This window comes from Bacillus sp. PS108, from assembly GCF_037963335.1.
Taxonomy (GTDB): domain Bacteria; phylum Bacillota; class Bacilli; order Bacillales; family Bacillaceae; genus Bacillus; species Bacillus subtilis.
The window spans coordinates 1,225,715-1,251,542 of sequence record NZ_CP150155.1 but is presented as its reverse complement, the minus strand read 5'-3'; the positions used below and the strand labels follow the sequence as shown (position 1 = coordinate 1,251,542).

Sequence of the window (25,828 nt, the reverse complement as noted above, 5' to 3'; positions counted from 1 at the left end):
CCTAACCTGCATTTTCAAGGTTACTAGCATTGAATCAACGAAAGGACAAATTGATTTCCTTGGACGCCTATAGCCCATTATTAGTCTACATGGAACAAAACAGGAATGAACAAATAACTCCCACATACAATTTGTATGAATGGAAAATAAAGGAGTGGTTGCTTTGTATCATTACTTTTATGGCCCTGCGTTAATTCCTTACTTTTCACATACTCATAACCCTCAAAGAAGTCCAGACTTTTCAGAAAGACAGCGAAGAAGAGAAATCACATTGACTGTAGATGGCTTTGTCCCCCCATCTTCCACCGAAGATCTTGGAGACGGCTTTTATTCTTACGCATGGACGAACCAACAGGTCATCAATCCAGGTGAATACTTAGTTTGTCATCTTGAAGGAAGAGATATCAACGTGATAAATGGTGGATTCACTCCGCGCGATACTGCTCCATTGTATGCGGTAGCAAGCTTTCCAAGACGAAGAAACCAATGGGTCATTATCATTCATAATCCTGTTCAAACCCAAAGAGCCATATCGCTTTATTTGATTGCGAAAAGGTAGCACAACATGTTATCAGAAATCCTGCTTTCAGGAACAGAAAAACGGGTAGGGACACATTAACATCGGCATTTTCCTACCCGTTTTTGGGCTGGGCAAACTCTTACCTGTCACTCTTTCAATTCCCCTCAATTTTTTCATCTTTCTCTACTGCCAAGGTATCAGAGAAAATTGTTATATGTTACTATTATTACCAGTAAAAAGAAAAGAGGATTAGATATATGGTTCTCCTTGAGACGAATCGATTACGATTAAAAACCATTGATATTCCCCTTCTTGACGCCGCGTCTAAACTAGATCATCAGGCTATCAAAGAATTAGGCTATGAAACAAATGGTGAATGGCCAAATTCTGATTTTTTTGAAGCGATACCTTATTTCCGCGAGATTTTAGTCAAAAACAATGGAACAAAAGGATTTGATTCATGGATTATTGTAAAGAAGGACAATTATGAAATTGTTGGGGGAACTGGATTTTTAGGTGATCCAGACGAGAATGGCATGATTGAAATCGGTTTTGCAACAAATAAAAGTCATCGCCGCAAAGGTTATTGTGTGGAAGCCGCCCAAAAACTAATAAACTGGGCATTAAGCCAAGAAACAGTAAACCGGATCACCGCAAGATGTGAACATGATAATCTAGGCTCACAAAAAACCTTGGAGAAGTTAGGGTTTATATTGAATCATAAATCAGCGGAGTATAAACATTGGCTATATGTTACGAAGTAGAGTCCTTAATTACAAAAGCAGGCACTGCGCCTGCTTTTGTTTGGATTATTTACCTCTGTGCTTCTTTTTCGCTTTTTGCTTTTTGAGCATATACCTTTGCTCTTTTACATGTTCTCGTTGTTCTTTCATTATTTGTTTTTTCTTTTGCTTTCTTGCTTCAAGCTCTAGCTTTATCGCCTCTTGAGCTTTAGAAGCTACTCCGGCGTTTTTCAACTCTTTTGAAACCTGGCGCTGCAATCTTTTTGGATTGATCTTTTTTTGACGTCTGCCTTGTAAACGAACTCCTTCCTGCTCAGCTTGGGCCAACATATTCAGGAGTTGGTTATGAACAAACTCTAATACTTCAGAATCCCTCGGCTCTTTGCCAAAAAGATGACGAAAGGCTCTTAGCTTTCCATTGTCCACAACTTCAACAACGCCTACCCAAAACTGACCATCGTAGTAAATCGTTAATTTCATAACGATTCCCTCCTCATAAAAGATATTAAAGAATGATGGACATCCCGAGGAGGGGAAGGTTACTGACATTCTCAATCATGCATCCGGACTACCAACCGAATCGTGTTTTTTCATTCTTTACCATATACAGAAAAGAGTGTAACATTTCTTCTCCAACTATTAAACTCTTATTTTATTTAGATCATTGCTGGAGAATAGGCGTCTTCACTCGCAAATTTATTTCTCAAGCCCTGCCATGTTACAGATGGGAGACGATACATTCTGCATATCCTTCGAGTTTAAATTCTCCAAGACCGTAAGGCAGCAACATATGATCTCCTTTTTTGAAAGGATAGACATACTCACCAGAGATCATACGGCCCTCCCCTTCAATCACACTGATAAGAAGGAATGGTTTTTGCTGCTTTAAGCTTGCTGATCCTGATAAGTTCCATTTCCCCACCAAAAAGTAAGCGCATTCAACCAATGTCGTTGTAAGCAAATCCTCAATTTGTTCATGGTGAACTGTATGCCGTTCTGGAATAGACGGGACCTCTATCACTTCGATGCTCTTTTTCAGATGAAGCTCGCGCAGCTTGCCTTCTGCATCTTTTCGGTCATAATCATATAATCTGTAGGTTGTGTCAGAGTTCTGCTGCGTCTCCAAAGCAAGAATTCCTTTTCCAATCGCATGAACAGTACCGCTTGGCACATAGAAAAAATCCCCCGGCTTTACCTTTACACGGCGCAAGAGCTCATCCCATTCTCCACGCTCTATCATGGTAGTTAGTTCTTCCTTTGTTGTTGCATTGTGGCCATAAATAATCTCGGCATCTTTTTGGCAATCAATAATGTACCAGCATTCTGTTTTTCCAAGCTCACCGTTTTCATGTATGTTGGCATATTCATCATTCGGATGCACCTGTACAGATAAGTCCTGGTCAGCATCTAATATTTTTGTAAGCAGAGGGAAACGATCCCCTTCAAGCTGTCCGAATAAATGTCTGTGATGTTCCCATAATTCGCTGAGCGTGAACCCCTTATACATTCCGTTTTGAACAACGCTTTGACCATTTTGATGCGCGGCAAAAGCCCAGCACTCTCCTGTTCGTTGTGACGGAATGGTATAGCCAAAATCAGCTAAAGCGGTCCCGCCCCAAATTCTTTCTTTGAAAACAGGCTTGAAAAATAACGGTTCAGTCGTCATGAAAATCCCCCGCTTTATTCGATTTCTTCTAGCAGCTTGTAGGCTTCTTCTGTTGTTTGCACAGAGAGCAGCCGCTCCCTATAATTGTCATCCATTAGCTTACGAGATAGCATCTGCAGTATTTTGAGATGCTGGTTTCCCCCGCTCTCTTTCGGTACAGCAATCATAAAGATTAATTTAGCTTCTGATCCATCCAGGCTATTCCAATCAACGCCTGATCGTTTGATCCCAAAGGCAACACTCGGCTCCCTGACCGCCTCAGACTTTCCGTGCGGAATCGCGATATTCATGCCAATCGCCGTTGTTCCCTGTTGTTCACGATTCAAAATGGCTTGTTTAAACCCGCTCTCTGAAAGCAGCGCACCTCTTCGTGACAATTTCTGAATCAATTCATCTATGATGTCATCCCTCGTTTCCCCCGATAAATTTGGTTCAATTAATTCCGGGCTGATAATGTCTGTCAGTTTTTTAAATTCCGACATCTCAGCTTTTTGGCTTTGAATTGGCTGCTTTATTTCATTTGATGCCGCAGCTTCACTTGGCACGGAGGGCGGTGCAGTTTCACTGAGCACAGGAGACGCCGTAATATCCTTTTTTAGTACATTGACGAACAGAGCAGTGACAAGAGATCCTGCAATCACAGCAATAAAAAACATCAAGACATGATCAACTGCGCCAAGCACTGCAACGATAGGTCCGCCGTGCGCCACTCTGTCTCCCACATTGCCAATCATGGCTATCACAGAACCTGTCATTGAGCCTGCCATAATACTTGGAATAACACGCAGAGGGTCCTGCGCCGCAAATGGAATCGCTCCTTCAGTAATGCCGAAGAGCCCCATCGTAAATGCCGCTTTCCCCATTTCTCTTTGAGATGCCTCGAATTTTCTTTTTCCTAAAAACGTCGCAATGCCAAGACCAATCGGGGGGATACAAATGGCGACAGCAATTGGTCCCATAATTTCATAATTTCCTTCTCCAATCATTGCCGATCCAAACAGAAACGCCACCTTATTTACAGGACCGCCCATATCAAATGAGATCATCGCCCCTAAAATCAATGCCAGAAGGATCGAGCTCGACCCTTTCATCCCCGCCAGCCAAACTGTTAAAGAGGCGAAAATTTGAGCTACAGGCGCGCCTATCAAAAATACAAACGCTAAACCTACAATCAGTGATGCAAACACCGGAATAATAATAATCGGCATAATCGGCTGGATGGCTTTTGGAACTTTTAATTTTTTGATCCAAAGTGCAGCGTATCCGGCCAAAAACCCGGCAATAATCCCCCCGAGGAATCCGGCGCCGCTTGCGCTGTCATAAAAACTTCCAGTCGCCGCAATATAACCGCCGATCATACCTGGCACAAGCCCCGGTTTATCAGCGATGCTATAGGCGATATAGCCGGCTAAAATCGGAATCATAAATGAAAATGAAGCACTGCCGATCTGTTCAATCGTTTTCCAGAAGGAATCATCCGGAATAACTAAGCCTTTAGGTGTTTTCTCCCCTCCAAGCGTTAATGCAACCGCTATCAATAATCCGCCGACAACAATGAAAGGAACCATAAATGAAACGCCGTTCATTAAATGACGGTAAATTGGATTTTGTTTCTTCTCCTGATGATTACCGGATTCCGATTTTGTAGCGGAACGATAGACCGGTATATCCCCGTTAAGAGCTTTTTGAATCAATTCTTCCGGTTTGCGGATACCGTCCTGTACCCCCACAGACAGCAGTTTTTTGCCTATAAACCGGTCTTTGTTTACCGAACGGTCTGCAGCAATAATGATTGCGTCCGCTTCGCGAATTTCCTCTTCGGTTAGCTTATTTTCAACACCAATCCCTCCCTGGGTCTCAACTTTGATGCTAACGCCCAGTCTGTCAGCAGCTTTTTGCAGATTTTCTGCTGCCATATACGTATGGGCGATTCCATTCGGACAAGATGTAATCGCTAACAGTTTCATAGGAAACCTCCTTTAAAGTGTGAATAATAAGATCTTGTCTCAACTGTATACCGAAATCAGCTCATTAAAATCGTTTTTTTTACCATAGGTTCCGGTAATAAAGGCATTTTTCCCTATAACAAAAAAAGCAAGGAATAATCCCTGCTTTTAATAATCCAAATGAGATAAAAATGTCATGACATTGGTTTCTTTCGTCAGCTTCTGGACGAAGGCCGGCTGCTCGCTAAGATATGAAAGCTCGCTAAACAGCTGCTTTGTCATGGTTTGATCCTCGTGTTTGACAGCCAGCATAAAAACGAGCGAAACTTTTTCATTTCCCCATTCAAGCGGCTCCTTTAATGTGGCAATCGCGATTGCTGATTGTTTAATAAATTTAGCGTTTGCATGAGGAATGGCAATGCCTGATCCAATATTTGTCGCCGACATTTTTTCCCTCATCACCGCATGAACCGCATAGTCCTTATCAACATAGCCTTTCTCAAACAAAGCTGTCGCCAGCTGTTCGATTAACTTGTAGCGATGCTCCGCCTCCTGCTGCAAAAAAACCAAAAAAGGAGTCGTATTGTTCAGCATCTGAAACGTTTTTTGTTTTTGGCGGTGTGATTCGCCCAGCTGAAGTATAAACGCACTTAATTTCTTCTCTTCGCCAGGCTCTAAAAGCGGAGATACAACAATATGGGGAACCGTTATATTCTCCAGCGCAATGGTGGATATGACAAGATCAATATCCTCATGCTTTTTGATATAATCCTTTAAATCGGCCTTTGCAATACAAGCCATTACAGCGATTTGGTGATATTTCCGTTCAATTTTTGTCCGCAGCAATTGTGACATCCCAATCCCCATGTGGCAGACGATAACCGCCTTTTTATGTGTCTCGCTGCTGCCCTGCATCCGTTCGATCGCTGCCTGAAAATGCAATGTCAAATATGCTGCCTCTTCCTCAGGAATATGAAGATCAAAAGTTTGATTGATATCTTCCAAAACATCAATGATGAGGTGGAACAAATAAGGGTACATCTTTTTGATGTCATTGAGCATAGGATTTGCTACAGAAAGATCGTAGCTCAGCCGTTGTAGCACAGTATTGAGATGAATGTTCAAACCATTGATCAAATCCTGATCCTTGTGAAAATCCATCATTTTCAGCTCTGAAACACGATTGATTAAATGCCCTACAACCTTAGGAAGCACAGCATTTTCAAGGTTCTCTTCTGTCTGCAATGGATAACGAACCTTACCGCCCAATATATGTAATGTTAAGTACACGGCTTCTTCTTCAGGGAAGCGAATTGCAAAAACCGGTTCAAGCCGCTGTAAACAAGCAAATGTCCATTGATATTCTTTCTTCTTTTTTACTGCCGCCATTTCTTTTGGGGACAATGAAATCGGCTGCTTCATTTTGATGCGGCGGACCATTAACAATGTATGCAGCAACAAACTTTCAAACGTTTCGTCTGTGAAATAGAGGGAATGCTTTTTTTGCAATGATTTGATTTCTTTCGTCACAAAGTCTACTTCATAATGTAAAAACTTACTTTTAATAAATTGGCTGGTAAACGCTGTATTGTGGATCAAATCAGATATTCTTGCCAATGCCTTTCTTTTATTTCTTTCGTTCCCTTCAACCTTTAATCCAAGCCGCTGCCTAGAAACCAGTGTGAGATCAAAACGCTTCAGCCACTCTTCTACTGCGTATAAATCCTTTTTAATGGAAGATCGATTGACAAAATGCCGAGCGGCAATGTCTTTTGCGGAAACAGGCTTCGGATTCATTAATAAGTCATAAGCAATGTGCAGCATTCTTTCTTCATCGCTCCGCTGCCTAGAAGAAAAATGTTCAGTATATAATTGTTGGCTTAGCCAGGTCCTTTCCTGTTCTTCTATATGTAAATAAACGCCCAACCCTGGTTTTCGAATAAGCTGTGCATGAGAATGCTCATTGAGATAATCCTCGATCACTTTCAAATCATTCCGGATTGTTTTTTCAGAACACTGTACCCTATCTGCGAAATCTTGCACAACTAAATAGTCATCAGGTTCAGATAACAACAGATACAAAATCTCTTTTTGTCTTGTATTTATGTATTCCATCTGTTTTTCTATCCTTCCTGTCAGTATCTACTTGAGCAAATTGATAGTATAAGTATACTATATAAGAAACCGTTTACATTATAAAATAAAATCATAGAGACAAAAGTTTCGTTTTTTACCGAAGCTTCCGGAAAAATGCGATTTTTATATTCTTTGAGTTTGCTATGTCATGTATTTTTTATCGTTATTCAGCAGAAATTCATAAAAATACTCCAATTCTTCACCTATTTAGAACGAAGATTTTCTAATGTATGAGTACGAAAGTAAGAACATGATGAAGAAAAGTGATTTGGTATCTTCGGGGATAAAGTGCAGGTAACAAAATTCCCACACGCTCAACAAACTAATAACCCAAATGTGTGCTATTAACATTTTAAGGATGGCCATTCTCTCTCAGCAATTTTCCATCATAAATACAAACTCTGTGCAGGGCACACAATATTCTTAGCTCAAATAAATTGATCGTTCACATATTATTAACATTTATTTACAAGGAAAATAATTACTTTTATTGAATTGTTATAGTGCAAGACAAAAAACTTTAAAGGAGTGTTTCAAAATGAATTTCAAAAAAACTGTTGTTTCTGCTTTATCGATTTCTGCGTTAGCTCTGTCGGTCAGCGGGGTAGCTTCAGCTCATGAAATAAACTCCACACCTACTGAGGTAAAGAACATTTCTATTTCACCTACACATGTTATCAAAATTCAAGACTATGATTTACCTCTAAAAGTTGGAGAAACCTATTCTGTTAAAAATAATTCAGCTACTCGTTATTGGACTGATAACCAAAAAGTTGCTGAAGTCGATCAAAATGGTTTAGTGACGGCTAAATCAAAAGGAAAAGCCACGATTACTTTGTTTAAAGGTACTGCAGTATTCGGAAAAGTATATGTAACGGTTTATTAATCTTTATCCGCCAGATTTTCTGGATGCAAAACATGCATGAATAAAATAAGGTCCCCCTCTAAAAAGAGAAGGGACCTTATTTTCGCTTCAAGTTTAGATTTAGTTTTGGGAATACATCATACATTGGTGTATATCGTGTTTCATTAGCTTAGCCCCGAATAAATCCACCTTCTGAATGAATAATTTGTCCAGTTATCCATTCAGCCTCATCACTTGCAAGAAAGGCAATCATTCGTGCCGCATCATCTGGTGTGCCAATACGCCCCATTGGAAATTTAGGTGAAAGAAAATTTCTTATTTCATCTGTCATCCATGTAGAATCTGTTGGACCTGGGTTTACGGCGTTAACAGTGATGCCCAATGGTGCAAGTTCTTGTGATAACGACCTAGTAAAGGCAGAAATAGCTCCTTTAGTAGCTGCATACGCTAACTCCCCAGGCAAAGGACCTAAATCCTGCCCTGATGTCATATTGATGATTCTTCCTGATATTAAATTAGACTTTTTAAACCGACGGGCAAATTCAACACAAAGAAGAAAATTTGATCTCATATTAACCGCATAATGATCATCAAGTGATTTCGCATCTAACGATACATAATTATCACTTGCGGAATGAGCTGCATTATTAATAAGGATGGAAGGATATCCTAATTTATCTGAAATTTTTTCATGTATTGTGAATGCAGCATGTGCATCTGATAAATCAATTTTCATTGCCTCACAGCGCACACCCATACGTAAAATTTCTTGTTGAAATTCTTCTATCCAAACCGCATCAGAGTTCCAGTGAGTAAAGAAGATATGTATACCCTGTGAGGCTAACTTACGACAAATAGCCGTACCAATATCCCCTTGACTGCTTGCTCCTGTAATTAGTGCAATTTTTTCTTGAGAATGACTCATTATTTTAACCTCCAATTTATACGGAGTATCTCCATTATGATGGTAACAAGCTATCCAAAGAATATAATCCATGAAATCAAACAGAGCTGACTTTGAATACATTTTAAAATCAGCTTAAAAAAACATTTTCGTCTCAAAAAATATTAAATAGAAAAAATAAGAGTTGGACAACAATTTACTACTTAGTCACAAGTGGCTGATACTAAGTCATTGAATGTCTCTTTTTAAAGAGCCTTTCAATCATTCACATTGCTTTTCATTAACCATTCTACTTCCGTTAATTCTTGTTTTTGAACGTCTATTGTGTGTTTTTTCGTGAAATGGGTTTTCACAGCTTCTTCGTTTTCCCAAATCTCCCAAAGCATTATTTTACGTTCTGATGGCTCAAGCGGATAAGCATGGAATGTAATACAACCCTCTTCTTTGTTCGTTTCTTCCTCAAGTTTTTTGAATTCCTTCATTATCTCATTAAGGTCTTTATCACTGATGATTTTTAAACATGCCGTTATGTAATGCATCGAAATTCCCCCTCCTATCATTTTATGGCTTTTCATTATAACATTTTCTTGAAAAAGATAGATGCCATTTATAAATCATTAGACGACTTCGAGTGCCTTTTAGATCAGCTTTCTTAAATTCTAAAGCAAGCTAAAGAGTTCATATCAGATGATACAGTCCTTATTTATGTTTATTCTGACCTTTTTTTAGTCTAAATAGATGGACTTTTCAAAAAATAATTCTTTTAGAGGGTGTCCTTAGTGGTATAATATTAAATATATGTAAATAAAAGGAGGTATTTGATTGTCTATTTCGGATTTAATCCCATATCATTACGTAACTACAGACATTAATCATTGGTATGTTGTCATAAAACAGGGTCGAGTTGAGAAAGCAAAAGAAATGAAACAAAAAGTTGAAAAAGAATTCGATATGATGGAGAAAAATGAAAAAGTAGCAGTCTATCTCCAGCTATTAAAGCTGCGGCACGAAATAATGCTTTCGTATCTCGAACCTGACTCTGTTAAAAATATAGATGGTGTTTATGCTGATCTCAAAAAGACAAGGGAAAATATGGCCCCTGAATCCCTCACCAATACAATAGAGTTCTTTTATCATTTTTTTACCGGCATGTATCATTTTAGAACGAGAGATTTAGTTATTGCTTTAACATATTATCGCGAAGCCGAAAAATATCTTGATTTATTAGATAAAAACGCAAATACAGATAAGGCAGAGTTCTATTTCAAAATGTCAGAAGTCTATTACTATATGAAAGAGACTCATTTTTCAATGAACTATGCCCAGCGAGCATACTCTATATTTAAAGAGCAAAAAGATGCTCAGGGGAACCTTACATATGGCAAAGAAATGGTCCAATGTCAGTTTGTTATCTTTGGGAACTGGCTAGATAAAATGTGTTATGAGGACGCTTTAGAAACAGCTGAAAAAGCCTTAAATGATGCTATAAAAATAGGGGAACAACATTTAATTGGTTCAGCTCATTTTAATGTGGGATTATGTTATAATAATCTTGAAGAACTTGACAATGCTGAGAAACATTTTCAAATCGCCTATGAAATTCATAAGAATCGAAAGCACATTTATGAGTCCAAAGCGATTTTTAATCTGGCGTATGTCAAAGCAAAGAAGAATGATTTAAAGGCTGCGTTTGAATTATACCAGGAAGGTCAGAAGGTTGCTGCCCGACACAACAACCAGGAAGTAACCGAGAAATTAAAACTGGTTAAAGGTCTTTATTTATCATTTGACTTACAAACACTTAGAGAAGTGTTCAAGTTCTTCAAAAAGAAAAACCTTTATGGTGATATGGAAGAATACGCTGTTGCTGTTGCTGATTTTTTGACCAACAAAGAAGACAGACATGATGCGGTCGATTTTTATCAAATGGCAATTGAAGCACGTAAACAAATTCAAAGGGGGAAACATTTAAATGAAAAAATGTAAAATTGCAATTTGTTTAGCGCTCTTGCTTGGCATTGTTGGAGTATCCAGCGCTTCATACGCTCTTTCTGAGCAGTCCACTTATAAGGTCGCAGATAGAGCAGCAACTTAATATGATATTAAGAAATAACCCCATTTTGGACTTTAGAAATGGGGTTTTTATTTTATCTTCTCAACTCAATATTATTCCTGAGTTTTCATTTAAATCATATACTGCATTAATAAACCGACAGCCCCTATAAAAAGTAAAAAACCCTTGCGCAGCAAGGGTTTAAGCTATGATTCCGACTGGGATCGAACCAGCTACCTCTACCCTGTCAAGGACGAGACACGTATTCTGACTAATCTTTAACAATCCTAAAAAATCGACTAAACCCTTGTCACATAAGGGGTCATGGGATTTAGTTTCCTGATTGATATTTGTTGTTACTAAGTGGTTTTTAAAGTTTTTGTGACTCCATGGTGACACAAAAAGCTAGCTTCACAAGTCCTCAATTTGAGGGTTAGTTAGCAAGTAACAAAACAGGACTCCATCTATTACCTCGCCTAGCTCAATAAAAAAGACCCCCAAAAGGGAGTCTTATTCTTAATAAATCTCATCTAAAAGTTTCTCACTTAAATCCTTAAATTTACCTTCATCTTTCAGAGCATTAAGGAGCGCAATCACTTTCTTTTCTTTAATTCCAAGAACTTTAGATAAGATATCACGCACTTCTGCAAAATCAGGAGCTTTCTCATTATGTAATTCCTGACTTGAAATGCCTTCAATCTCTTTTCGATATTGTTCTGGTGGCTGAGGACTATTTAGAATACGATCATTTAAAACTGATAAAACATATTCCAATTCTCTTCTTTTCTCACTATAAATATTATGCTGAATTAACCAATTGGAATAAGGGTATCTTGGATCATCCAGTTTTGCATGACTGAGCTTTAAGATTTGCCATTTAAGCTCTTCAATTTCTTGCTCAAGTAGTTCAACTTTTTCTTCTAATTGATTAGTCATTTATAGCCCTCCTGTGAATTATAGAAGTATCCAAAGTACCCCTTCAACAGCTTCAGCTATCACTAACGCATCTCCTGAATCTAATTCTAAATCATTTACTAGATAGTTATAGAGTTTCTTTCTTACGGTATCAACAGCTAAATCAGGTATTTTCGCAATGTAATCAAGCTCGTCCGCAATATCATCGGCATGCTTTCTAAATGCTTTTGCAGCACCTTCATCTAACCAACCAATAATCTTTGAAACTACCCATGAGCCACTACGAATTCCTTGAGCTAAGGCTCTTACTGCCGCAGAGACAATTTTACCTTTAATACCTTGAGTAGTGAATTCTCCACTAACCTCTTGATTTTTCACCTTAACATTTTCTTGTAGTGGAGTTGTATAAGCATATGCATTAGCAATAATTACATTTTGCTTCACTGACTCTTCTTTTTTAATTTCTTTTGCGCTCGCAAATGGTGCAAAAAGTGAAACTGAAAGGGCTACTGAGGATAAAGCCAATATACTTTTTTTGAACATACTTCACAATCCTTCTTTCTCTTTATTTTTTTGAAACTATTATCAATATTATCAAAAATTTGTAAAATTAAGGATAGTGTTTTTCTCACCTTTTTGTTCCCCTCTTTTATGCCCATGTTCTTTGTCAGGTCGTTGTTATTTCACCAACGAGCATACAGAGGTCGTATATGTTTTGGGTACGACTTCATGGTGGTCGTCTATTTTGGTGACGACCTCTCCACTATTACAATTGGTAATAGTCTCACTCTGCATTTTTGCAGACTGAACGATTCGTGCACCCAGACTTCTGACGTCGTGAAATACGACTGCAGCTAAATCAACGGCAACCAAATGAGAGATATATTAACTCACCCTCCAAATTTTGATATACTTTACATAGGAGGTGAGTCTTATGTCTGAGATTAAAGCACAATCTAATAACTCGCCAAAAGGTGAGAATAAATATTTTGGCTTTGGTTTAGCTGCTGTCTTCTTAATTATAGGCGGCGTACTATTTTTTTCCTGGAGTACCTTCGGTGGTGAAACTCCCATGAAATTGTTGGCTATAGTTTTTTTAATTATGGGAATATGTGGTTTAGGTGTTGAACTGTCTAATTTCACTAAAAATGATGGTGCTTTAGAGATGTGTATTGGCCTTGGTATTACATTAACTATTTTCATTCTTAAAGACCTTTTCAACAATATACCGAACCTCTTAGTGTTACTTGTTTTCGGTTTTGCGCTGATTTTTATCTTAAGCTCTTTTACACGCTTGTTTTTCAAAGAGAAAAGTCCTTCTGAACAACCGAAACTTATTTTTCGAGTAATCATTCTAATTGGTCAGGTGTCTGGTGCTATAGCAAATATTGGAGGTTTATTTAAAATGCTGTGGTCTTAACTACACCTTGCCAGGTTCACAATGAACCTCACAAATTTCTTTGTTATTTGTCTTGACTTTTCTTTTGATCTTTTGCTTGATTGGTTGAGACTGTGGACAACGGCTGGACAAGTTATCTGCCTGAATTTGCTTGTAAAAAAAATAAACAAACTCAGGCAGGCGACTGAAACTTGATTGTATATCCACTTGTGGTATCCGTGTGTTCACCCTATTTGCCGTTGGTTATTCCCCAAACAAGCCTACTGTGCCAGGTGTCCCTAACAGTTTCTCAAAACTCAAATCTGAGCCCTGATACTTATGGCTTGTCCTGCATCGTCAGAAACGATACACCCATCCTTCGTCAGCACTTAATGGAAGCTTTCGCCTTTCAGATGCATGTGTAAATAGGGAAACACAGAAGGCATCCTATCCTCATTTTTTGCGTCGACTGAGTCACTACCCTGTCAAGTTTTACGTGTGTTAGCGCATTCCACGGTAGTCTGATCCTTAAAATAGGCATCACTAAAGACAACACCTTAATTCAGGAGCATAGACTGACTTTATTTAAGTTTTATTTTCCAAATTATAATGTGGTATAATATCCCTAATTAATAGGAGTGATTTCATGAACAAAAAAGAATTTGCAGAATATATTTGCGATGCAACTATAAAGACATTACATGACTCTTCAAAAAATAATTTTAATATTGAATACAGGAATTTAAAAATTAACAACGTGGCAACAAAAATTGGAAAACTATTCGGAAAAAAAGGAACTGCAATTGGTAGTAAAATAGATAAAATAACACAGTGTTTAACTATAAAAATAGGTAATAAGTAGCTGCATTCTTAAATGGGGAGTGTGCCCGCACTCCCAAATCATCCAAACCAAGCTACAAACTGTATACATATAGCCGGTACAGCTACTAACAATACTCCAAAAGTCACCTTGCAGAACCACTCGTTATGTACCTCAGTTTTATTCACCAGCGTCAACTTCCTCTACGTCATATTCACCCATCTCACATAAATTGTCGCTAACTCTAGGGATAACTGTTTGTCCTCCGCCCATTTCAAACATCACATGTATATGATTAATTGCCATTTGCAACATTGCCTCTAAATTGTCTCTAGCATCCTCTTTACTTTCACCATCTATATTGAAGGAAACAGGAATAGTGATTTCAGTATGTATGTTGAAGCGCTTTGTAGGCGCTCCATTATTACTTGTTTCCATGAAATTAACTTCTTCTGATTTGTTGTTCAGGATGAAATGGTGAAAGTGATTAGCTATATCATCAAAGCGTTCCTCGTTAATGATTGTCCCTAAGCTCGCTACGTTAGTTCCTACAGTGTGTCTGTTAATTTGCATTGTCGTTATCCCCTTTAGTATGTTTTGTTTTTGTCTAACAACTGAAAGCCTTCTAATGAAATTAGCTCCCGATTATCAATGAGTGCGTCCCATAAGGTTGTGTGAAGCAGTTTATCAACTACTGCATTAGTCAGAGTGACAAGGCTTTTGTATTGGATATCTTCGGCCAAGAAATCTGAATGAAGCCTATCATACAGCCCATCTCCTCTTTTTAAGACCTGATAAAGATGAACTTGACCATCTTCACCAGCTATTGCGAACTGCTTATAAAAGAGTATTGCGGGTAAATTACCTAAGTCTTTTCTGTGGATGATTATGTGTTTCAATTTAACATCCCCTTTTTTCACTTTCACGTATTACGATTCGTTTTCATGAATTAATAATATACCCAAATGAAATAACAGTCAATAACTTTTATGAACTTTTTTTATTCATTAGCATTATTCTGATACATGTTGTGTTATAATATATTCAACAAAATGAATTTCTCGTAGGTGATATTAAAGAATGAAACCACTAAAATTGAGTTATAAACCATTAAAACTCACTTTGATTATGAAAGATAAAACTAATCAGGATTTAAAAGCCGATTTGAAATTAGCTCCAGCTACAATGGCAAAATTAAACAAAGATGAGTATGTTGCACTCTCAGTAATACATAAGATATGTGAATATCTAGAGTGTTCTATTCAAGAGGTTGTAGAGTTTGTAGAAGATAAATCTGAACAGGCTTAAACAAAAGTATTGCAATAGCTGTTATACTGTACGGAGAGGTGAACGGGATGGAAAAACAAATATGCTTCAAGCAATATTGGATGAGATAAAGAAAATTGATAACAAAATTGACGGTGTGTCATCTGAATTAAAGTCATTTAGAGAAGAAACAAAGAAGGAATTTAATCAGATTAACGTTAAATTAGACAGACTTGAGGAAAATCAGCCTCTGTAGAATGTAGATAAGAAGACTGGTGTGAAAAGGACGATTGTAATGAAATTTCTAGGTTTAGGACTAATTCTAGCAATAATTGAAGGACTTATTGGATACTTTTTCAGAGGAAGTGTATCTTATGAAACAGTATTTGGAACAGTATCAATCATTTTAATAGGTATATCCGTTCTAATTTCAGGTTTAGCGGTAAGTGGAGACCGTCAGCGAGCAAATCATCATTCTGAAACAAAAGAACACAGACAGTTTAGAATCAAAAATACTTTAAACCTCATTATCACAGCAATACCCTCTATTGTTGTTCTTATTTTCTTACTCAGCACAAAATAAAAAATCTTAATAAACGTTTGTTAGAACTTGAAGCTAGATTGAACAACTGAGTAAAATTATGAGAAGTTTGTTCGAATAATCTACACTGACCGAGCTCCCACATTTTTTATTTGATATGTGCTATGCTTTTTACATACCAAATAAAGGGGGCTTTCAATTGACAACTTCTCATGAAATTTCTGTTTCTGTGGGGAATGAATTTAGACGTTCCAAAAGCTTTAGATCACGTAGGGAAGCATGTAATTCCTTGAAAGTATTAGATTAAAGTTTGTAGATAAAGAGGTATTGCCATCGGATGAGGGATTCCCACGATTCAACGTGTATGTAAAGTATTGTCATAGTCACCTGGGGAAAGTAAGAAAAGGTATAATGGCACACTTGGTACGCCTCATAGCCATTTCCCTGCAGAATTAGAAAGCGAAGTATTGACGTTTATGGAAGAAGAATACTTAAAACGATAAATAAAAAACCCTTCACATTGTTGTGAGGGGATTCTTTTTTATCTAAATATTTAGAATTACATCTATTATTTTAAATTTTATATGGTATAATTAAACATGAGAAAATAATCCTCTACTACATAGAAAGGATGATCCAAATATCAAAGAATATTTAACAATTATTATCAATCTATCTTCTTTAATAGTTACCTTTTTGTCCTTGTTACTGAATGTTGGTTTATTTATCATGGGTTTACTGACATTCTTAGAAGGAAGAATCGGTAAGAAAATTAAGATTAAGTGTCTTTTGACCGTCCTTTCAAGAAAAATAAAAAGAACAGTCAAAAGAACATTCAAAAGAATTAAAAAGTAATCTTCTAAAGACCATTATAACATGAATATATAGTGAATAAATAATTTTTTTTTGAAAAAAGATTTATTTTTTCAAAAAAAATATTTTTACCGAAAAACATATCCTCCTTCAAATTTTAATTTATTTAGTTTTAATACTTCTCAGAAAAACACTTCTGTTCTCAGTGGCATTTGTAAGCATTGTCGCATTTTCATTAAGCCTTTGCACTAATGCTTCTTTAGCTTTCCCTTCAAATGAAGAGAGTAAAGCAACATACACTTCAGCTATAACCTGTTGAGCTGAAGAAAAGTCTGATGCGTTTTTTGTGTCTTCTTTTAGATTCTGGCAATGAGTTTTTAAACTTGAACCCACAATTTTTTTTAATTCCTCATTTTGTTGCAACCGTCTGTAAAACTCATCTGCATCCATATTAACTCCATATGGCAATTTAAATCCCCCTTATAACCGTAACCAGCTTGCTAATTCATTATCCTTATCTTTTAAATCCTCAGCCATTTTAACAATAAACTCACTAATATCCTCTAAATCTCTAATCAAATAATGAAGAGAAGCCTCAGTTTGATACTGTTCTTCTGAGTCATAAAATGCTGCCCCATCTTTCACATAAAGTGCGTGAAACAATACAGCTTTATCAACATCACTTGGATCTAGATCCTTGAACTCTCCTAATCTCTTCCCACAAATAGATTTTACGTCGTAAACCATTTTGCTGTGATCATGAGGAAATCGTTCAATTGCTTGTTTCTTTGTTTTTAAGTCTTCGATAGCTGCCTGTAATCGTTTAGCTAATTCTTTTGCATACTTTGCATCCACTTTAATTGTCTGGCCATTCATGCCTGAGAAAGATGAGAATGATTCGATATTCTGGTTATAAACACCGTTGCTGCCATCAACACTCTGGATATTACCATTCTTATCAAATTTAAAGTTCGAATCATTTAAACTATGAGTATCAGGATTTTTTGCAAATGCTTGGCCATAGAAGGAAGTAATAAGACTCCCTAAAACACCAGGAATACCTAGAGACGTATTAAGCCGGTTTGCACGATCTTGACGTGCGATGCTAGGGTCTTTCGTGTATATCGTTGTTCCGTTGTGTCGGTCGTATTCTAAAAACCAACCTGAACCCACCATATCATCAGGATTAATGATTGCTTTGTGATACAGATCAAATTCGCCATTTCTGATTTTCTTCTGTGTTTCTTCATCATGCAGCTTAACAATGGAAGGGTTGTTAAAAGCGACACTGTAAACGTTATTGTTTACACCAGCATATTCGGCATCTGCTCCTCCAAGTGAGTGACCTGTTGTGGAAATCACTGTGTTAGTGCCAGCATACTTTTTCACTTCATTGGCAACGAGCTTATCACCTTGATCAAATTGAGATGTCTTAGTGACAATTTTGTATTCTCCACTCTTAATCATCATTGCTTGTTCCATACTACCGTTATACTTGGCAATAGCTTTAGAGTTTTCAGATGCATCTTTTTTCATTATGTATTGGACTTTCTTTTTCGGGTCTTTACCCATTACTACGTTGCCGCCATCTGCACTTATAACATCAGCTTTAATTTGTTCCTGGTTTGTTCCTTGAAAACCTACAACGACATTTTCTGGTTCTTTTGGTTTTACCCATTTACCTTCTTTTTTCTTGGCTTGAACAAATACGTAAACATCTAGCCCTGTATCTGGATCTTTTTTGATTTTATCTACATAAAAAGCTTTATTAGATGTGGTCTCAATAGGATCTTTATTCACATAACTCTCTTTTAGACTCTTATCATCATACGTATATTGACTCAGGAAATAGTATTCCTTATCTGTTAAATTAGGTATGTCAGTCTTTATATTCATGTACAATACCCCTTCCCTCATGTAAAATGTAAGACAGAAAGGATGGTTTTATGAAAAAATACATAATTATCCTTATAGCTCTGGTTATTATAACACTTGGAGGGATATTTATGAAGGAACAACACGACAAAAAAATGGAAGCCCAAGAAACTCAGCAAAAGGAAGAGTTGTACTCTTTGGCTAAAAAAAGAATGAATGATTTTATTGAAACAAACTATAAAGATATACAGTCAATTGAATACACCAATGATTATGAAGTAAATCCAATGGGTGGTATTTCAATTAATGGCTATTTAAACGGAAACAAAGACAAAAAAATCTGGGGAATATACGATAAGGCAAATGATGAAGTTGGAGTATTTAAAGTAAATGCTACCCGAAAACCTGAATGCGAAGATAAATTATGTGAGTATTAAAAAACACCCCTTCACATTATTGTGAGGGGTTATTTGTTATCAAACAATTGTTTTATTTAATTGATACTCCCTATTAAGTTTCTTTAGTTGTCCAATACTAACTTCATATTTGCTCCCCGATACTCTACTAATTGTTTTCACTTCTTCCTTCGGGCCAAAATAAATAACTTTAAAATCATCATTTTCGTATTGAACTACAAAAAAGTCGTCAAAATTATCAAATGTATTTTTATTAATAGGAATATCACCACTTGATTGAGCTGTTGTTTTTACACTAATACGTCTGCCATCACTTAGAACATCAAAACCATGTTGATTAGTTTTGCGAGCTAAAGAGCCATTTGTTTGAATTGCGCAAATGAATTCACCAATCCTACCAGTTAAATGTCTCAATTCTGTAGGCTTACAGTTTAATATATTCATTTCATATCTCAAGATTTGGTTATATTCATTATAAAGGTTTACAAGTTGTTCTTTACTAATGATTTCAGCTTGATCATTTATTTGGTTAGTTATAGGTGCTTCTTGGAGTGATTTAACACCGTTTACCCATTCGCCTACGAGAACTTCCTTTTCTTCTCCTTTTGATTTTCGGAAAATAAGTCCCGTATATAGAGAATCTTCACCTAAGTACTTGTACGAACTTCTATTCACATATTCAAAGAGGTGCTTATTAAAAGAAATCCCCTTATTATACCGGTTATAACAATAATCAGATAAAATAACGCTATCCGGATTAGTTCCATATTTCTCTTGAAGGGTTTTCTTTACTTCTTGAGGTGTAACTAACTTATTGACTTTATTATGTAAAACGGTTTTTATTTGTTCGTAAATTGTCATCATATTTCCCTCTAATCATTAAATTTTTTCCATTAAATGCAGGATTGAAAATATAAAGTATTCTCTAATAATTATCGTATGTAATCGGAAAATGTTTGAATAGGGAGATTAAGAATTCCAAATGTGAAAAAGAAATCAGCTGTCAAATTATTGACAGCCTTGAATGAAACTATATGCGTTATCCTACTATGATTCTTTTGCAGCATAACGCAATATCTCTTTAGCAGCATTTATTCGAACCATTGCATCATCAGACAGCAATTCCTTTTCCAATGTGCTTAGGGATTTATTTATCAAATCATCCAATTTAAAATTAAGCTCTGAGTTATCAGGTTCTAACCATTTATCCAATCCGGATTTCTCAAAAGGATATTTAAATTGAGTAATTGTACCTCTATTCCTGAGCAATTCCTGAAGTTCTGGTACCAAGTCAGACTTATTTAGGATTACAAGTAAATTCGCTTCTCTTTGATGACACATTCCATCGATATCATTATCATATTCCTTTACATACTTATAATTTCCAACTTCAAATACAAATACTTGATCAAGATTATTAGAAATTAAAACCAAGTCTTCATTTTTCACAGTGTTTACAAATGCATTAACTGCGCCCAAATAATTTGCTAGTTGTTGTCCTTCATATTCATATTTCTCAATCAGAAGGTCTCTTATCTCTTTTTTGCTCTTGTTGGTTAAATCACCTATACCTGGCCATCCAATAGCCACGAAGGAAAGGCCATTTTCATTCGTGTTAATAAATTCATTCAGTCTTTCAATTCCATGAGGTTTTGATTTCATTTGAAAAATATTCACATTATAATTGAACATACTTACGTCCCTCCTTGACCCTCACACATCCCTGAGGGATGATATGATTATAAATATAGCACATCCCTACGCCCTGATCAACCCTAAAATACCCTTATGATCTATCAGGGTTTTTCAGGGTGCGTGGATTCTTCAGAATATAAACAATAAAAATACCCCTTCACTTTACTGTGAGGGGGTTACTTATCTCTTGTTTGTAAGCTTAAATCCATTGATTTTTTTAGTAACAAATCAAACCATCTATTTGTTTTGGTGATTATGATCTTTAATTGTTACCACCGTACAAATTGTGTTTAACAACCTTACTACATCTGTTTTTGACCACAAAGACGAATCGTCTCTCCCATGTAAAATCCAATTTCGATTTAATAAATCTAACCTGTCATCTTCAAATTCATGCCCAATAAATAAACGCTCTGATAAGTACTTTATAAGGGAATATGTTGCAATGTCCATAAAATCTGTTTTCTCTTTATCAAATTTAGAATTATTTTTCTTACGCAGTTTTGTTTCCCATTTAGTAATCAACCTTTTTCCAACATCTGAACTTTGGGCAATATCACTAATTTCCCCTTCGATTATCAAGATCGCAGATGGGATACATAGTTTATACAAACCTTTCTCAAAAGCCATGTACATTTCTTTAAGTAGATCATGGTGAATTTCATTAACGTTTTCAAAAACAAATTGCTTTGCTGTCCCTAGAAAATCTTCCTTATATTTATTTGCCTCACTATATAAAGACATAAAGTGTTCATCAATCTGATCCTTATTTAAATCTAGTAACTCTTTTGAAAACAATTCATCTGCAGGCAAATGATCCACATATGTCCAACCAAAATTTGCGGTGTGATTTAGAACAGGTTTTAAGTCTTCATGTATTATTGTTTCAGTATCAACAACTAACCTAGATTTACTTAGAATCTCTTTAAATTGCACTATTGGTTTATTATATTATCCACTGACTTTGGTATATCTGCAATCCTTTCACTAAAAGAAACTAAATCAAATATACTTTTCAAATAATCCACTACCTTTCTAAATAATCACAAACATCTCCTCTTAAATTATGGTGCATTCCGAGGGAAAAATAAACAAAAAAAGACGTACTTCCCACTCAATATACGAATGAGAAATACGACCCTGTTATACCATATTAAAATTCAACCCTTTGTTTTTCAGCCCATTTGTGACTCTTTATAAACTAAGCTTGCAGTTTCTTTTGCATTGTTGGCTTCAGTGATTGTAAATTGGTGTTTTACATCATTATTAACCGTTGAGTTTTCAGTGTTATTGTTCACTATGGAATTTGGAACATTCGTCTTTACATTTGCATTTAGGTTTGGCAATCCAAGTTTCCCAGCTGCAAACGATACAGAACTGAGAATATCTTTGTACTTGCTTAGGTCGGGTTTAACTTGCTTCTCAGCTACTAAATCACTATTAGATAGCTTACGTACTTCTTTTACAGCTTGAAGCATGTTCTCTGTATCTGTCTTATTTAAGATCAGTTCTTTGTCATGCAGGAATGCAAGTTTGCCAGCACCTAAGCCTGTTCCTGTGTGTCCACCTGTATCAAATGACGATACTTTTTTAACGATTGTGTTCCCTTACTACTGCGGAGAGTGCATTTGAAGCCTCTTTTAGCTTATCAATAAGGTTGTTTGAAATAGACTCCATATTACTGTTAATAAACTTTGAAAACTCGTTCAAATTGCTTGGTGATATCAGTTATCTTTCCATTCATAAGTTTGTCTTCAATCTTCTTAAATGCTCTTTCGTCATTTCGTTAAAATGTCGTACTTATCATTTATGGCGTCCTGATCTTTTTCAAGCTGATCTTGTAGAGCTTCTTTCCATTTTGTATTGCTGCGGTCTTTAATGAATTCATCTAATGCTTCCTGCTGTTCTTGAAGCTGTTTCTCCAGGTCTTTGACTTGAGCTTTCGCTTCATCAGAATCATCCATTGAAAGCTTATTAATTTTATCTTTGGTTTCCTGGATGGCTTGATTCTTCTCTTTTAATTCCTCCGATACTTAGCTTCGGCATCTTCTTTGTCGATTTCATCAATCTTATCTTGTGTCGCTTTCCAGTAATCAAACTACATTCGATAGATATGGCCATGCAACAATAAAATTAGCTGATAAGACAGCTGAATTTCCCAACAATTTTGATGCTATACAGGTTAATGAATTCGAAGCCAAAAATCAAGTTTGCCAACAACTCCGAATTTGATAAACCGCCTTTATTAAAGCAAAGTAAAAAAAACTTGCTACGCAAGGGTTTAAGCTATGATTCCGACTGGGCTCGAACTAGCGACCTCTACCCTGTCAAGGTAGCCGCAAGTGATTCGATAAGTCAATCGGTAAGTCAAACGGTTTTTATTTCGATATTACGAACTATAGCGTATAGCACCGCCACCGCGCAAGTCCACGTACCGTAACCCGCAATATTATTCAAACGCCTTTCTGAAACGTTCCATAAGCGATCCGCCACGGTTTAAGCGCGCACCTTAACTGTCCAAGCCGCCTTCCTAAACCCAGCGTATAGGTAGTCGTCGAAACGTCTAATTTCGTGCGATTTCGCTTTCATAATCGTTGCATGCCACGCTTCTACGAATGGCGCCGCATGATCTTCGAGTCTGATCGTTCTGTCTACACTTGCTTTAGCGCGCAAAAGAATTCCGTAATATTTATAAATTTTATCTGCGTCAAAGTAGCGAGCCATTGCGTTATAGATTTCGTTAGGCAGCGCGCCTTTTAACGCTTCAGCCAGTACAGTCGCCGTATCTAATACGTTATTTTTGTTTTTAGAACGCTTAATTAAATCCGATGGTTCGTTTTCGGCGCTTCAACTGTTGGCTCCGTAGGCTTCTCGGCTTGTCAGCGATAGGACATTGTCGATTGGTCATCCTCGGCTTCACTAGCGTTATTAACCGGCAGGATCACGATGATGTTCGCGCCTTTTCCTCCGTTAATCTTCCGCGTAGTAGCAACCTTCTTTACGATGCCGAGCCCCGCTAATTTATTCAGCGCCCGCCGCGCCGTCTTAACGGATTTCTCGATCAGGCCCGCCAACGTTTCCGCTTTAAGATGAGCCGCTCCGTTAAACTTAACCGCGTACCTTGCGATCATCTTAAGCGCCCGGCGATCCGTATCGTTAAGCTCGTATGTATTGCGTTTGATATGTTCGTAAACAGATTCGTTAAGTTGATCCGTCGAGTCGAACGTTTGGTGTTCCGCTAAGTAATGCATAACAATTCTGCCTTTACGTATATTTGTTAATACGTCTTTTACTCATACGCGAATTAATCGTCAATAACAAATTACGCTTTTGCGAAAATGAAGATTTGTACTATAATTAAATAAAACGAATGGAGGCGTAGTAGTGAGACGAGTAGTTCTTCGAATTGACATGCTGATGGATCGATATGGACTAAACCAAGGGGAATTCGCCGAAAAAGTCGGTATCAGACCTGCAGCGATTTCACAACTTTCTCGAAATCACGTGGTCCGTATTTCAATCGATCATTTAGAGCGAATTGTAAATACATTTGAGATCGATGATATTCGGGAAATTATCGAAATAGAGAATATTAGGTAATGCGACTAACACCTACCTATGAATTTAATATATAATGGAATTAATAAATTATTAAGGAGAGTTTTATGAACCACAATTTTATACTTATTGATTTCTTAGACGAAGTTAGATCCGGAATGGCTCTTGCAACTGAAAGACGCGCCAATATGGTCGCTACTGAAAGAGGGGCTGTATCATTTCTTACTCTTAATTTTCAAAATAATCATGCGCATATAATCTCGAAGATGAAAAAAAGACAGAGGCTTGCGGAGAATATTGAGGTATACAATTTTCACGAGCACTTCTACAACCTCCCTGGGCACCTTTCCGATAACGTTAGTTCTCCAGAGGTTGAGTTGTTCGAGGATGGCTTCTCCCACTATATAGACGACGATCGTCCTAATACAAACGGCTACAGATACTATGATAAAGAAGGCAACTACGTAAAGTACAAGCTGTTCGACGAAAAAATGAGACTTAAGTTCATTGATTACCGTGACCTTAATCTTCAACGTACTCATAGAGTTGAATATGATCTTAATGGCAGAAAAAGACGTGAGATTAGATATAATCTTCAGAACAACAAGCCCGCGTTTGAAAAATACTATGACATTAATGGAAATTGTTATTTATCTGTTTGGGTAAACTCTTCAGGGAAACGAACAAAGTGTGTTCTTCATGCTGGAATTAACAAGGCATTCAATCATATAACTGATGCACACGTCTATTGGGTTGAGTCTATCCTAAAGGATTACACGAATCCGTTTTTAATGCTGGATGAATTAGGTTTATTAGATGTTTTCCGCAAGGTAGGAAACGATTGTCACAAAATTGTAACACTACATAATACACATCTTGATAAACCGCACGTTAAAGGGTCTCCATACAGACGCGTGTACAAAGAGATATTTGACCACAAAGACGAATTCGATGCGATTGTTTTCTTAACTGAAGAGCAAAAAAGAGATGTTGAGGAAGATTACGGAACGGATGAGCGATTTGTTGTAATTCCTCATGCTGTTACTCTAGATAAAGGCGCGATATTAGATAAGTCTATTGAACGAAACCCTAAATCGGCCATAACACTAGCTCGCTTGGAGGACAGTAAAAATATTGCGGACGGAATTCGTGCTTTCCGTATTGTGGTCGACGAAATTAAAGACGCCGAGTATCATATCTTTGGTTATGGAAAAGAGAAGGAAAATTTACAAGCGTTGATAAAGGATCTGCATTTAGAAAATAACGTTCATATACATGGGTTTACTCATAACGTTAATAGAGAAATTCAAAAACACGGGCTGTCTATTATGACATCTCGATTCGAAGGATTCTGCTTAGTAATTATGGAAAGTCTAGCCAATCAAACGCCCGTAGTGAGTTACAGAACGAAGTACGGTCCGGAAACACTCATTAGAGATGGGAAAGATGGGTACTTAGTAGAATATAATAACTATGAAGAAGCTGCAGAAAAAGTGATCGAATTAATGAAAGACAGTAAGCTGCAGAAAAAGTTTGCCAAAAATTCGTTAGATGTATACAAACGATTTAGTTATGCTCGCTATAAGAAGAACTGGCTAGACTTATTTAAACAGCTTTCGAAATAAGAACGCATAAGGGAGTTTTCATCATAAAGATGAAATGGTGTATGTAGCCGCTGAGAAGATCGGCGAGAATGAAGTATATTAAAAGAAAAAAGC

General features: G+C 36.9%; 28 protein-coding genes and 1 pseudogene. 11 read left to right on the top strand and 18 right to left on the bottom strand.

The window, feature by feature from the left end; translation table 11 throughout:
- Positions 1-163 precede the first annotated feature (163 nt).
- Both NSQ16_RS06520 and NSQ16_RS06515 read left to right on the top strand, forming a co-directional pair.
- Positions 164-559, top strand: coding sequence for a hypothetical protein (locus NSQ16_RS06520; RefSeq protein WP_009967031.1), 396 nt, complete (start codon positions 164-166; stop codon positions 557-559).
- A 218-nt stretch (positions 560-777) separates the two neighbouring features.
- Positions 778-1,284, top strand: a complete 507-nt coding sequence (locus tag NSQ16_RS06515) for a GNAT family N-acetyltransferase (RefSeq protein ID WP_033884371.1) — start codon at positions 778-780, stop codon at positions 1,282-1,284.
- Positions 1,285-1,329: 45 nt separating this feature from the next.
- On the opposite strand, the gene NSQ16_RS06510 is transcribed toward NSQ16_RS06515, so the two are convergent.
- From NSQ16_RS06510 to manR, 4 genes are all read right to left on the bottom strand, one after another.
- Positions 1,330-1,812 (bottom strand): YjdF family protein, encoded by a 483-nt coding sequence (locus NSQ16_RS06510; protein ID WP_015252318.1) that lies wholly within the window; start codon positions 1,810-1,812, stop codon positions 1,330-1,332.
- Between the two features lie 169 nt (positions 1,813-1,981).
- Positions 1,982-2,929, bottom strand: coding sequence for a mannose-6-phosphate isomerase, class I (manA, locus tag NSQ16_RS06505; RefSeq protein ID WP_230488473.1), 948 nt, complete (start codon positions 2,927-2,929; stop codon positions 1,982-1,984).
- Between the two features lie 14 nt (positions 2,930-2,943).
- Entirely contained in the window at positions 2,944-4,896 is a 1,953-nt protein-coding gene (gene manP, locus NSQ16_RS06500; RefSeq protein WP_230488472.1) for a PTS mannose transporter subunit IIABC, read from the bottom strand.
- A gap of 147 nt (positions 4,897-5,043) precedes the next feature.
- On the bottom strand, positions 5,044-6,990 hold the full coding sequence (gene manR, locus NSQ16_RS06495) for a mannose transport/utilization transcriptional regulator ManR (RefSeq protein WP_230488471.1): 1,947 nt from the start codon (positions 6,988-6,990) through the stop codon (positions 5,044-5,046).
- A gap of 559 nt (positions 6,991-7,549) precedes the next feature.
- Between manR and NSQ16_RS06490 the strand changes: the two genes are divergently transcribed.
- On the top strand, positions 7,550-7,897 hold the full coding sequence (locus NSQ16_RS06490) for an Ig-like domain-containing protein (RefSeq protein ID WP_041335706.1): 348 nt from the start codon (positions 7,550-7,552) through the stop codon (positions 7,895-7,897).
- A gap of 148 nt (positions 7,898-8,045) precedes the next feature.
- Here the strand turns inward: NSQ16_RS06490 and NSQ16_RS06485 are convergent, their stop codons facing one another.
- Together NSQ16_RS06485 and NSQ16_RS06480 are read right to left on the bottom strand one after the other, a co-directional pair.
- Positions 8,046-8,801, bottom strand: a complete 756-nt coding sequence (locus NSQ16_RS06485) for an SDR family oxidoreductase (protein WP_217011483.1) — start codon at positions 8,799-8,801, stop codon at positions 8,046-8,048.
- Positions 8,802-9,037: 236 nt separating this feature from the next.
- Positions 9,038-9,355: a putative quinol monooxygenase gene (locus NSQ16_RS06480; protein ID WP_015252322.1), complete on the bottom strand. Its 318-nt coding sequence runs from the start codon at positions 9,353-9,355 to the stop codon at positions 9,038-9,040.
- Between the two features lie 247 nt (positions 9,356-9,602).
- Between NSQ16_RS06480 and NSQ16_RS06475 the strand changes: the two genes are divergently transcribed.
- Positions 9,603-10,766: a tetratricopeptide repeat protein gene (locus NSQ16_RS06475; protein WP_230488470.1), complete on the top strand. Its 1,164-nt coding sequence runs from the start codon at positions 9,603-9,605 to the stop codon at positions 10,764-10,766.
- Positions 10,767-11,349: 583 nt separating this feature from the next.
- Here NSQ16_RS06475 and NSQ16_RS06470 read toward each other — a convergent pair.
- Positions 11,350-11,769, bottom strand: a complete 420-nt coding sequence (locus tag NSQ16_RS06470; RefSeq protein WP_046160292.1) for a hypothetical protein — start codon at positions 11,767-11,769, stop codon at positions 11,350-11,352.
- An 18-nt stretch (positions 11,770-11,787) separates the two neighbouring features.
- Entirely contained in the window at positions 11,788-12,291 is a 504-nt protein-coding gene (locus NSQ16_RS06465) for a hypothetical protein (RefSeq protein WP_085187945.1), read from the bottom strand.
- 391 nt (positions 12,292-12,682) lie between these two features.
- On the opposite strand from NSQ16_RS06465, the gene NSQ16_RS06460 reads away from it, so the two are divergent.
- On the top strand, positions 12,683-13,168 hold the full coding sequence (locus NSQ16_RS06460) for a hypothetical protein (RefSeq protein WP_046160290.1): 486 nt from the start codon (positions 12,683-12,685) through the stop codon (positions 13,166-13,168).
- Between the two features lie 604 nt (positions 13,169-13,772).
- On the top strand, positions 13,773-13,988 hold the full coding sequence (locus NSQ16_RS06455; protein ID WP_069837439.1) for a hypothetical protein: 216 nt from the start codon (positions 13,773-13,775) through the stop codon (positions 13,986-13,988).
- A 138-nt stretch (positions 13,989-14,126) separates the two neighbouring features.
- On the opposite strand, the gene NSQ16_RS06450 is transcribed toward NSQ16_RS06455, so the two are convergent.
- On the bottom strand, positions 14,127-14,519 hold the full coding sequence (locus NSQ16_RS06450; RefSeq protein WP_230488469.1) for a hypothetical protein: 393 nt from the start codon (positions 14,517-14,519) through the stop codon (positions 14,127-14,129).
- 14 nt (positions 14,520-14,533) lie between these two features.
- Entirely contained in the window at positions 14,534-14,845 is a 312-nt protein-coding gene (locus NSQ16_RS06445) for a hypothetical protein (protein ID WP_095010696.1), read from the bottom strand.
- A gap of 181 nt (positions 14,846-15,026) precedes the next feature.
- On the opposite strand from NSQ16_RS06445, the gene NSQ16_RS06440 reads away from it, so the two are divergent.
- The gene (locus NSQ16_RS06440) at positions 15,027-15,254 is read left to right on the top strand and encodes a helix-turn-helix domain-containing protein (protein ID WP_041351654.1); all 228 of its coding nucleotides are present in this window, start codon (positions 15,027-15,029) and stop codon (positions 15,252-15,254) included.
- 253 nt (positions 15,255-15,507) lie between these two features.
- Positions 15,508-15,795 (top strand): DUF5316 family protein, encoded by a 288-nt coding sequence (locus tag NSQ16_RS06435; RefSeq protein WP_069837436.1) that lies wholly within the window; start codon positions 15,508-15,510, stop codon positions 15,793-15,795.
- Positions 15,796-16,728: 933 nt separating this feature from the next.
- Here the strand turns inward: NSQ16_RS06435 and NSQ16_RS06430 are convergent.
- Entirely contained in the window at positions 16,729-17,034 is a 306-nt protein-coding gene (locus NSQ16_RS06430; RefSeq protein WP_076457838.1) for a hypothetical protein, read from the bottom strand.
- Between the two features lie 12 nt (positions 17,035-17,046).
- Positions 17,047-18,462, bottom strand: a complete 1,416-nt coding sequence (locus NSQ16_RS06425) for a lipase (RefSeq protein WP_230488468.1) — start codon at positions 18,460-18,462, stop codon at positions 17,047-17,049.
- 50 nt (positions 18,463-18,512) lie between these two features.
- Between NSQ16_RS06425 and NSQ16_RS06420 the strand changes: the two genes are divergently transcribed.
- Entirely contained in the window at positions 18,513-18,878 is a 366-nt protein-coding gene (locus tag NSQ16_RS06420; RefSeq protein WP_069837434.1) for a DUF1433 domain-containing protein, read from the top strand.
- A 39-nt stretch (positions 18,879-18,917) separates the two neighbouring features.
- On the opposite strand, the gene NSQ16_RS06415 is transcribed toward NSQ16_RS06420, so the two are convergent.
- The 6 genes and pseudogenes from NSQ16_RS06415 to NSQ16_RS06390 all read right to left on the bottom strand — a co-directional run bounded on the left by NSQ16_RS06415 (position 18,918) and on the right by NSQ16_RS06390 (position 23,803).
- On the bottom strand, positions 18,918-19,718 hold the full coding sequence (locus NSQ16_RS06415; RefSeq protein ID WP_069837433.1) for a hypothetical protein: 801 nt from the start codon (positions 19,716-19,718) through the stop codon (positions 18,918-18,920).
- A 186-nt stretch (positions 19,719-19,904) separates the two neighbouring features.
- Entirely contained in the window at positions 19,905-20,549 is a 645-nt protein-coding gene (locus tag NSQ16_RS06410; RefSeq protein ID WP_069837432.1) for a hypothetical protein, read from the bottom strand.
- 240 nt (positions 20,550-20,789) lie between these two features.
- A complete protein-coding gene (locus NSQ16_RS06405; protein WP_230488467.1) occupies positions 20,790-21,374 on the bottom strand; it encodes a hypothetical protein in 585 nt (194 codons plus the stop codon).
- Between the two features lie 321 nt (positions 21,375-21,695).
- A pseudogene (locus NSQ16_RS06400) lies at positions 21,696-22,644 on the bottom strand (phage tail tape measure protein); the annotation flags it as partial.
- Positions 22,645-23,048: 404 nt separating this feature from the next.
- On the bottom strand, positions 23,049-23,276 hold the full coding sequence (locus NSQ16_RS06395) for a hypothetical protein (protein ID WP_230488466.1): 228 nt from the start codon (positions 23,274-23,276) through the stop codon (positions 23,049-23,051).
- 155 nt (positions 23,277-23,431) lie between these two features.
- Entirely contained in the window at positions 23,432-23,803 is a 372-nt protein-coding gene (locus tag NSQ16_RS06390) for a helix-turn-helix domain-containing protein (protein ID WP_230488465.1), read from the bottom strand.
- Between the two features lie 133 nt (positions 23,804-23,936).
- On the opposite strand from NSQ16_RS06390, the gene NSQ16_RS06385 reads away from it, so the two are divergent.
- On the top strand, positions 23,937-24,152 hold the full coding sequence (locus NSQ16_RS06385) for a helix-turn-helix transcriptional regulator (RefSeq protein ID WP_014479487.1): 216 nt from the start codon (positions 23,937-23,939) through the stop codon (positions 24,150-24,152).
- A gap of 65 nt (positions 24,153-24,217) precedes the next feature.
- Complete coding sequence (locus NSQ16_RS06380; protein ID WP_082090369.1) at positions 24,218-25,735, top strand: glycosyltransferase; 1,518 nt, start codon at positions 24,218-24,220, stop codon at positions 25,733-25,735.
- The last annotated feature ends 93 nt before the right edge of the window (positions 25,736-25,828 follow it).

Bases quoted from the DNA above. Each gene is read 5' to 3' on its own strand.
- NSQ16_RS06515 (WP_033884371.1), top strand. From the start codon at position 778: ATGGTTCTCCTTGAGACGAATCGATTACGATTAAAAACCATTGATATT.
- NSQ16_RS06510 (WP_015252318.1), bottom strand. From the start codon at position 1,812: ATGTCAGTAACCTTCCCCTCCTCGGGATGTCCATCATTCTTTAATATC.
- manA (WP_230488473.1), bottom strand. From the start codon at position 2,929: ATGACGACTGAACCGTTATTTTTCAAGCCTGTTTTCAAAGAAAGAATT.
- manP (WP_230488472.1), bottom strand. From the start codon at position 4,896: ATGAAACTGTTAGCGATTACATCTTGTCCGAATGGAATCGCCCATACG.
- manR (WP_230488471.1), bottom strand. From the start codon at position 6,990: ATGGAATACATAAATACAAGACAAAAAGAGATTTTGTATCTGTTGTTA.
- NSQ16_RS06490 (WP_041335706.1), top strand. From the start codon at position 7,550: ATGAATTTCAAAAAAACTGTTGTTTCTGCTTTATCGATTTCTGCGTTA.
- NSQ16_RS06485 (WP_217011483.1), bottom strand. From the start codon at position 8,801: ATGAGTCATTCTCAAGAAAAAATTGCACTAATTACAGGAGCAAGCAGT.
- NSQ16_RS06480 (WP_015252322.1), bottom strand. From the start codon at position 9,355: ATGAAAAGCCATAAAATGATAGGAGGGGGAATTTCGATGCATTACATA.
- NSQ16_RS06470 (WP_046160292.1), bottom strand. From the start codon at position 11,769: ATGACTAATCAATTAGAAGAAAAAGTTGAACTACTTGAGCAAGAAATT.
- NSQ16_RS06465 (WP_085187945.1), bottom strand. From the start codon at position 12,291: ATGTTCAAAAAAAGTATATTGGCTTTATCCTCAGTAGCCCTTTCAGTT.
- NSQ16_RS06460 (WP_046160290.1), top strand. From the start codon at position 12,683: ATGTCTGAGATTAAAGCACAATCTAATAACTCGCCAAAAGGTGAGAAT.
- NSQ16_RS06455 (WP_069837439.1), top strand. From the start codon at position 13,773: ATGAACAAAAAAGAATTTGCAGAATATATTTGCGATGCAACTATAAAG.
- NSQ16_RS06450 (WP_230488469.1), bottom strand. From the start codon at position 14,519: ATGCAAATTAACAGACACACTGTAGGAACTAACGTAGCGAGCTTAGGG.
- NSQ16_RS06440 (WP_041351654.1), top strand. From the start codon at position 15,027: ATGAAACCACTAAAATTGAGTTATAAACCATTAAAACTCACTTTGATT.
- NSQ16_RS06435 (WP_069837436.1), top strand. From the start codon at position 15,508: ATGAAATTTCTAGGTTTAGGACTAATTCTAGCAATAATTGAAGGACTT.
- NSQ16_RS06425 (WP_230488468.1), bottom strand. From the start codon at position 18,462: ATGAATATAAAGACTGACATACCTAATTTAACAGATAAGGAATACTAT.
- NSQ16_RS06420 (WP_069837434.1), top strand. From the start codon at position 18,513: ATGAAAAAATACATAATTATCCTTATAGCTCTGGTTATTATAACACTT.
- NSQ16_RS06415 (WP_069837433.1), bottom strand. From the start codon at position 19,718: ATGACAATTTACGAACAAATAAAAACCGTTTTACATAATAAAGTCAAT.
- NSQ16_RS06410 (WP_069837432.1), bottom strand. From the start codon at position 20,549: ATGTTCAATTATAATGTGAATATTTTTCAAATGAAATCAAAACCTCAT.
- NSQ16_RS06395 (WP_230488466.1), bottom strand. From the start codon at position 23,276: ATGGCTCGCTACTTTGACGCAGATAAAATTTATAAATATTACGGAATT.
- NSQ16_RS06390 (WP_230488465.1), bottom strand. From the start codon at position 23,803: ATGCATTACTTAGCGGAACACCAAACGTTCGACTCGACGGATCAACTT.
- NSQ16_RS06380 (WP_082090369.1), top strand. From the start codon at position 24,218: ATGAACCACAATTTTATACTTATTGATTTCTTAGACGAAGTTAGATCC.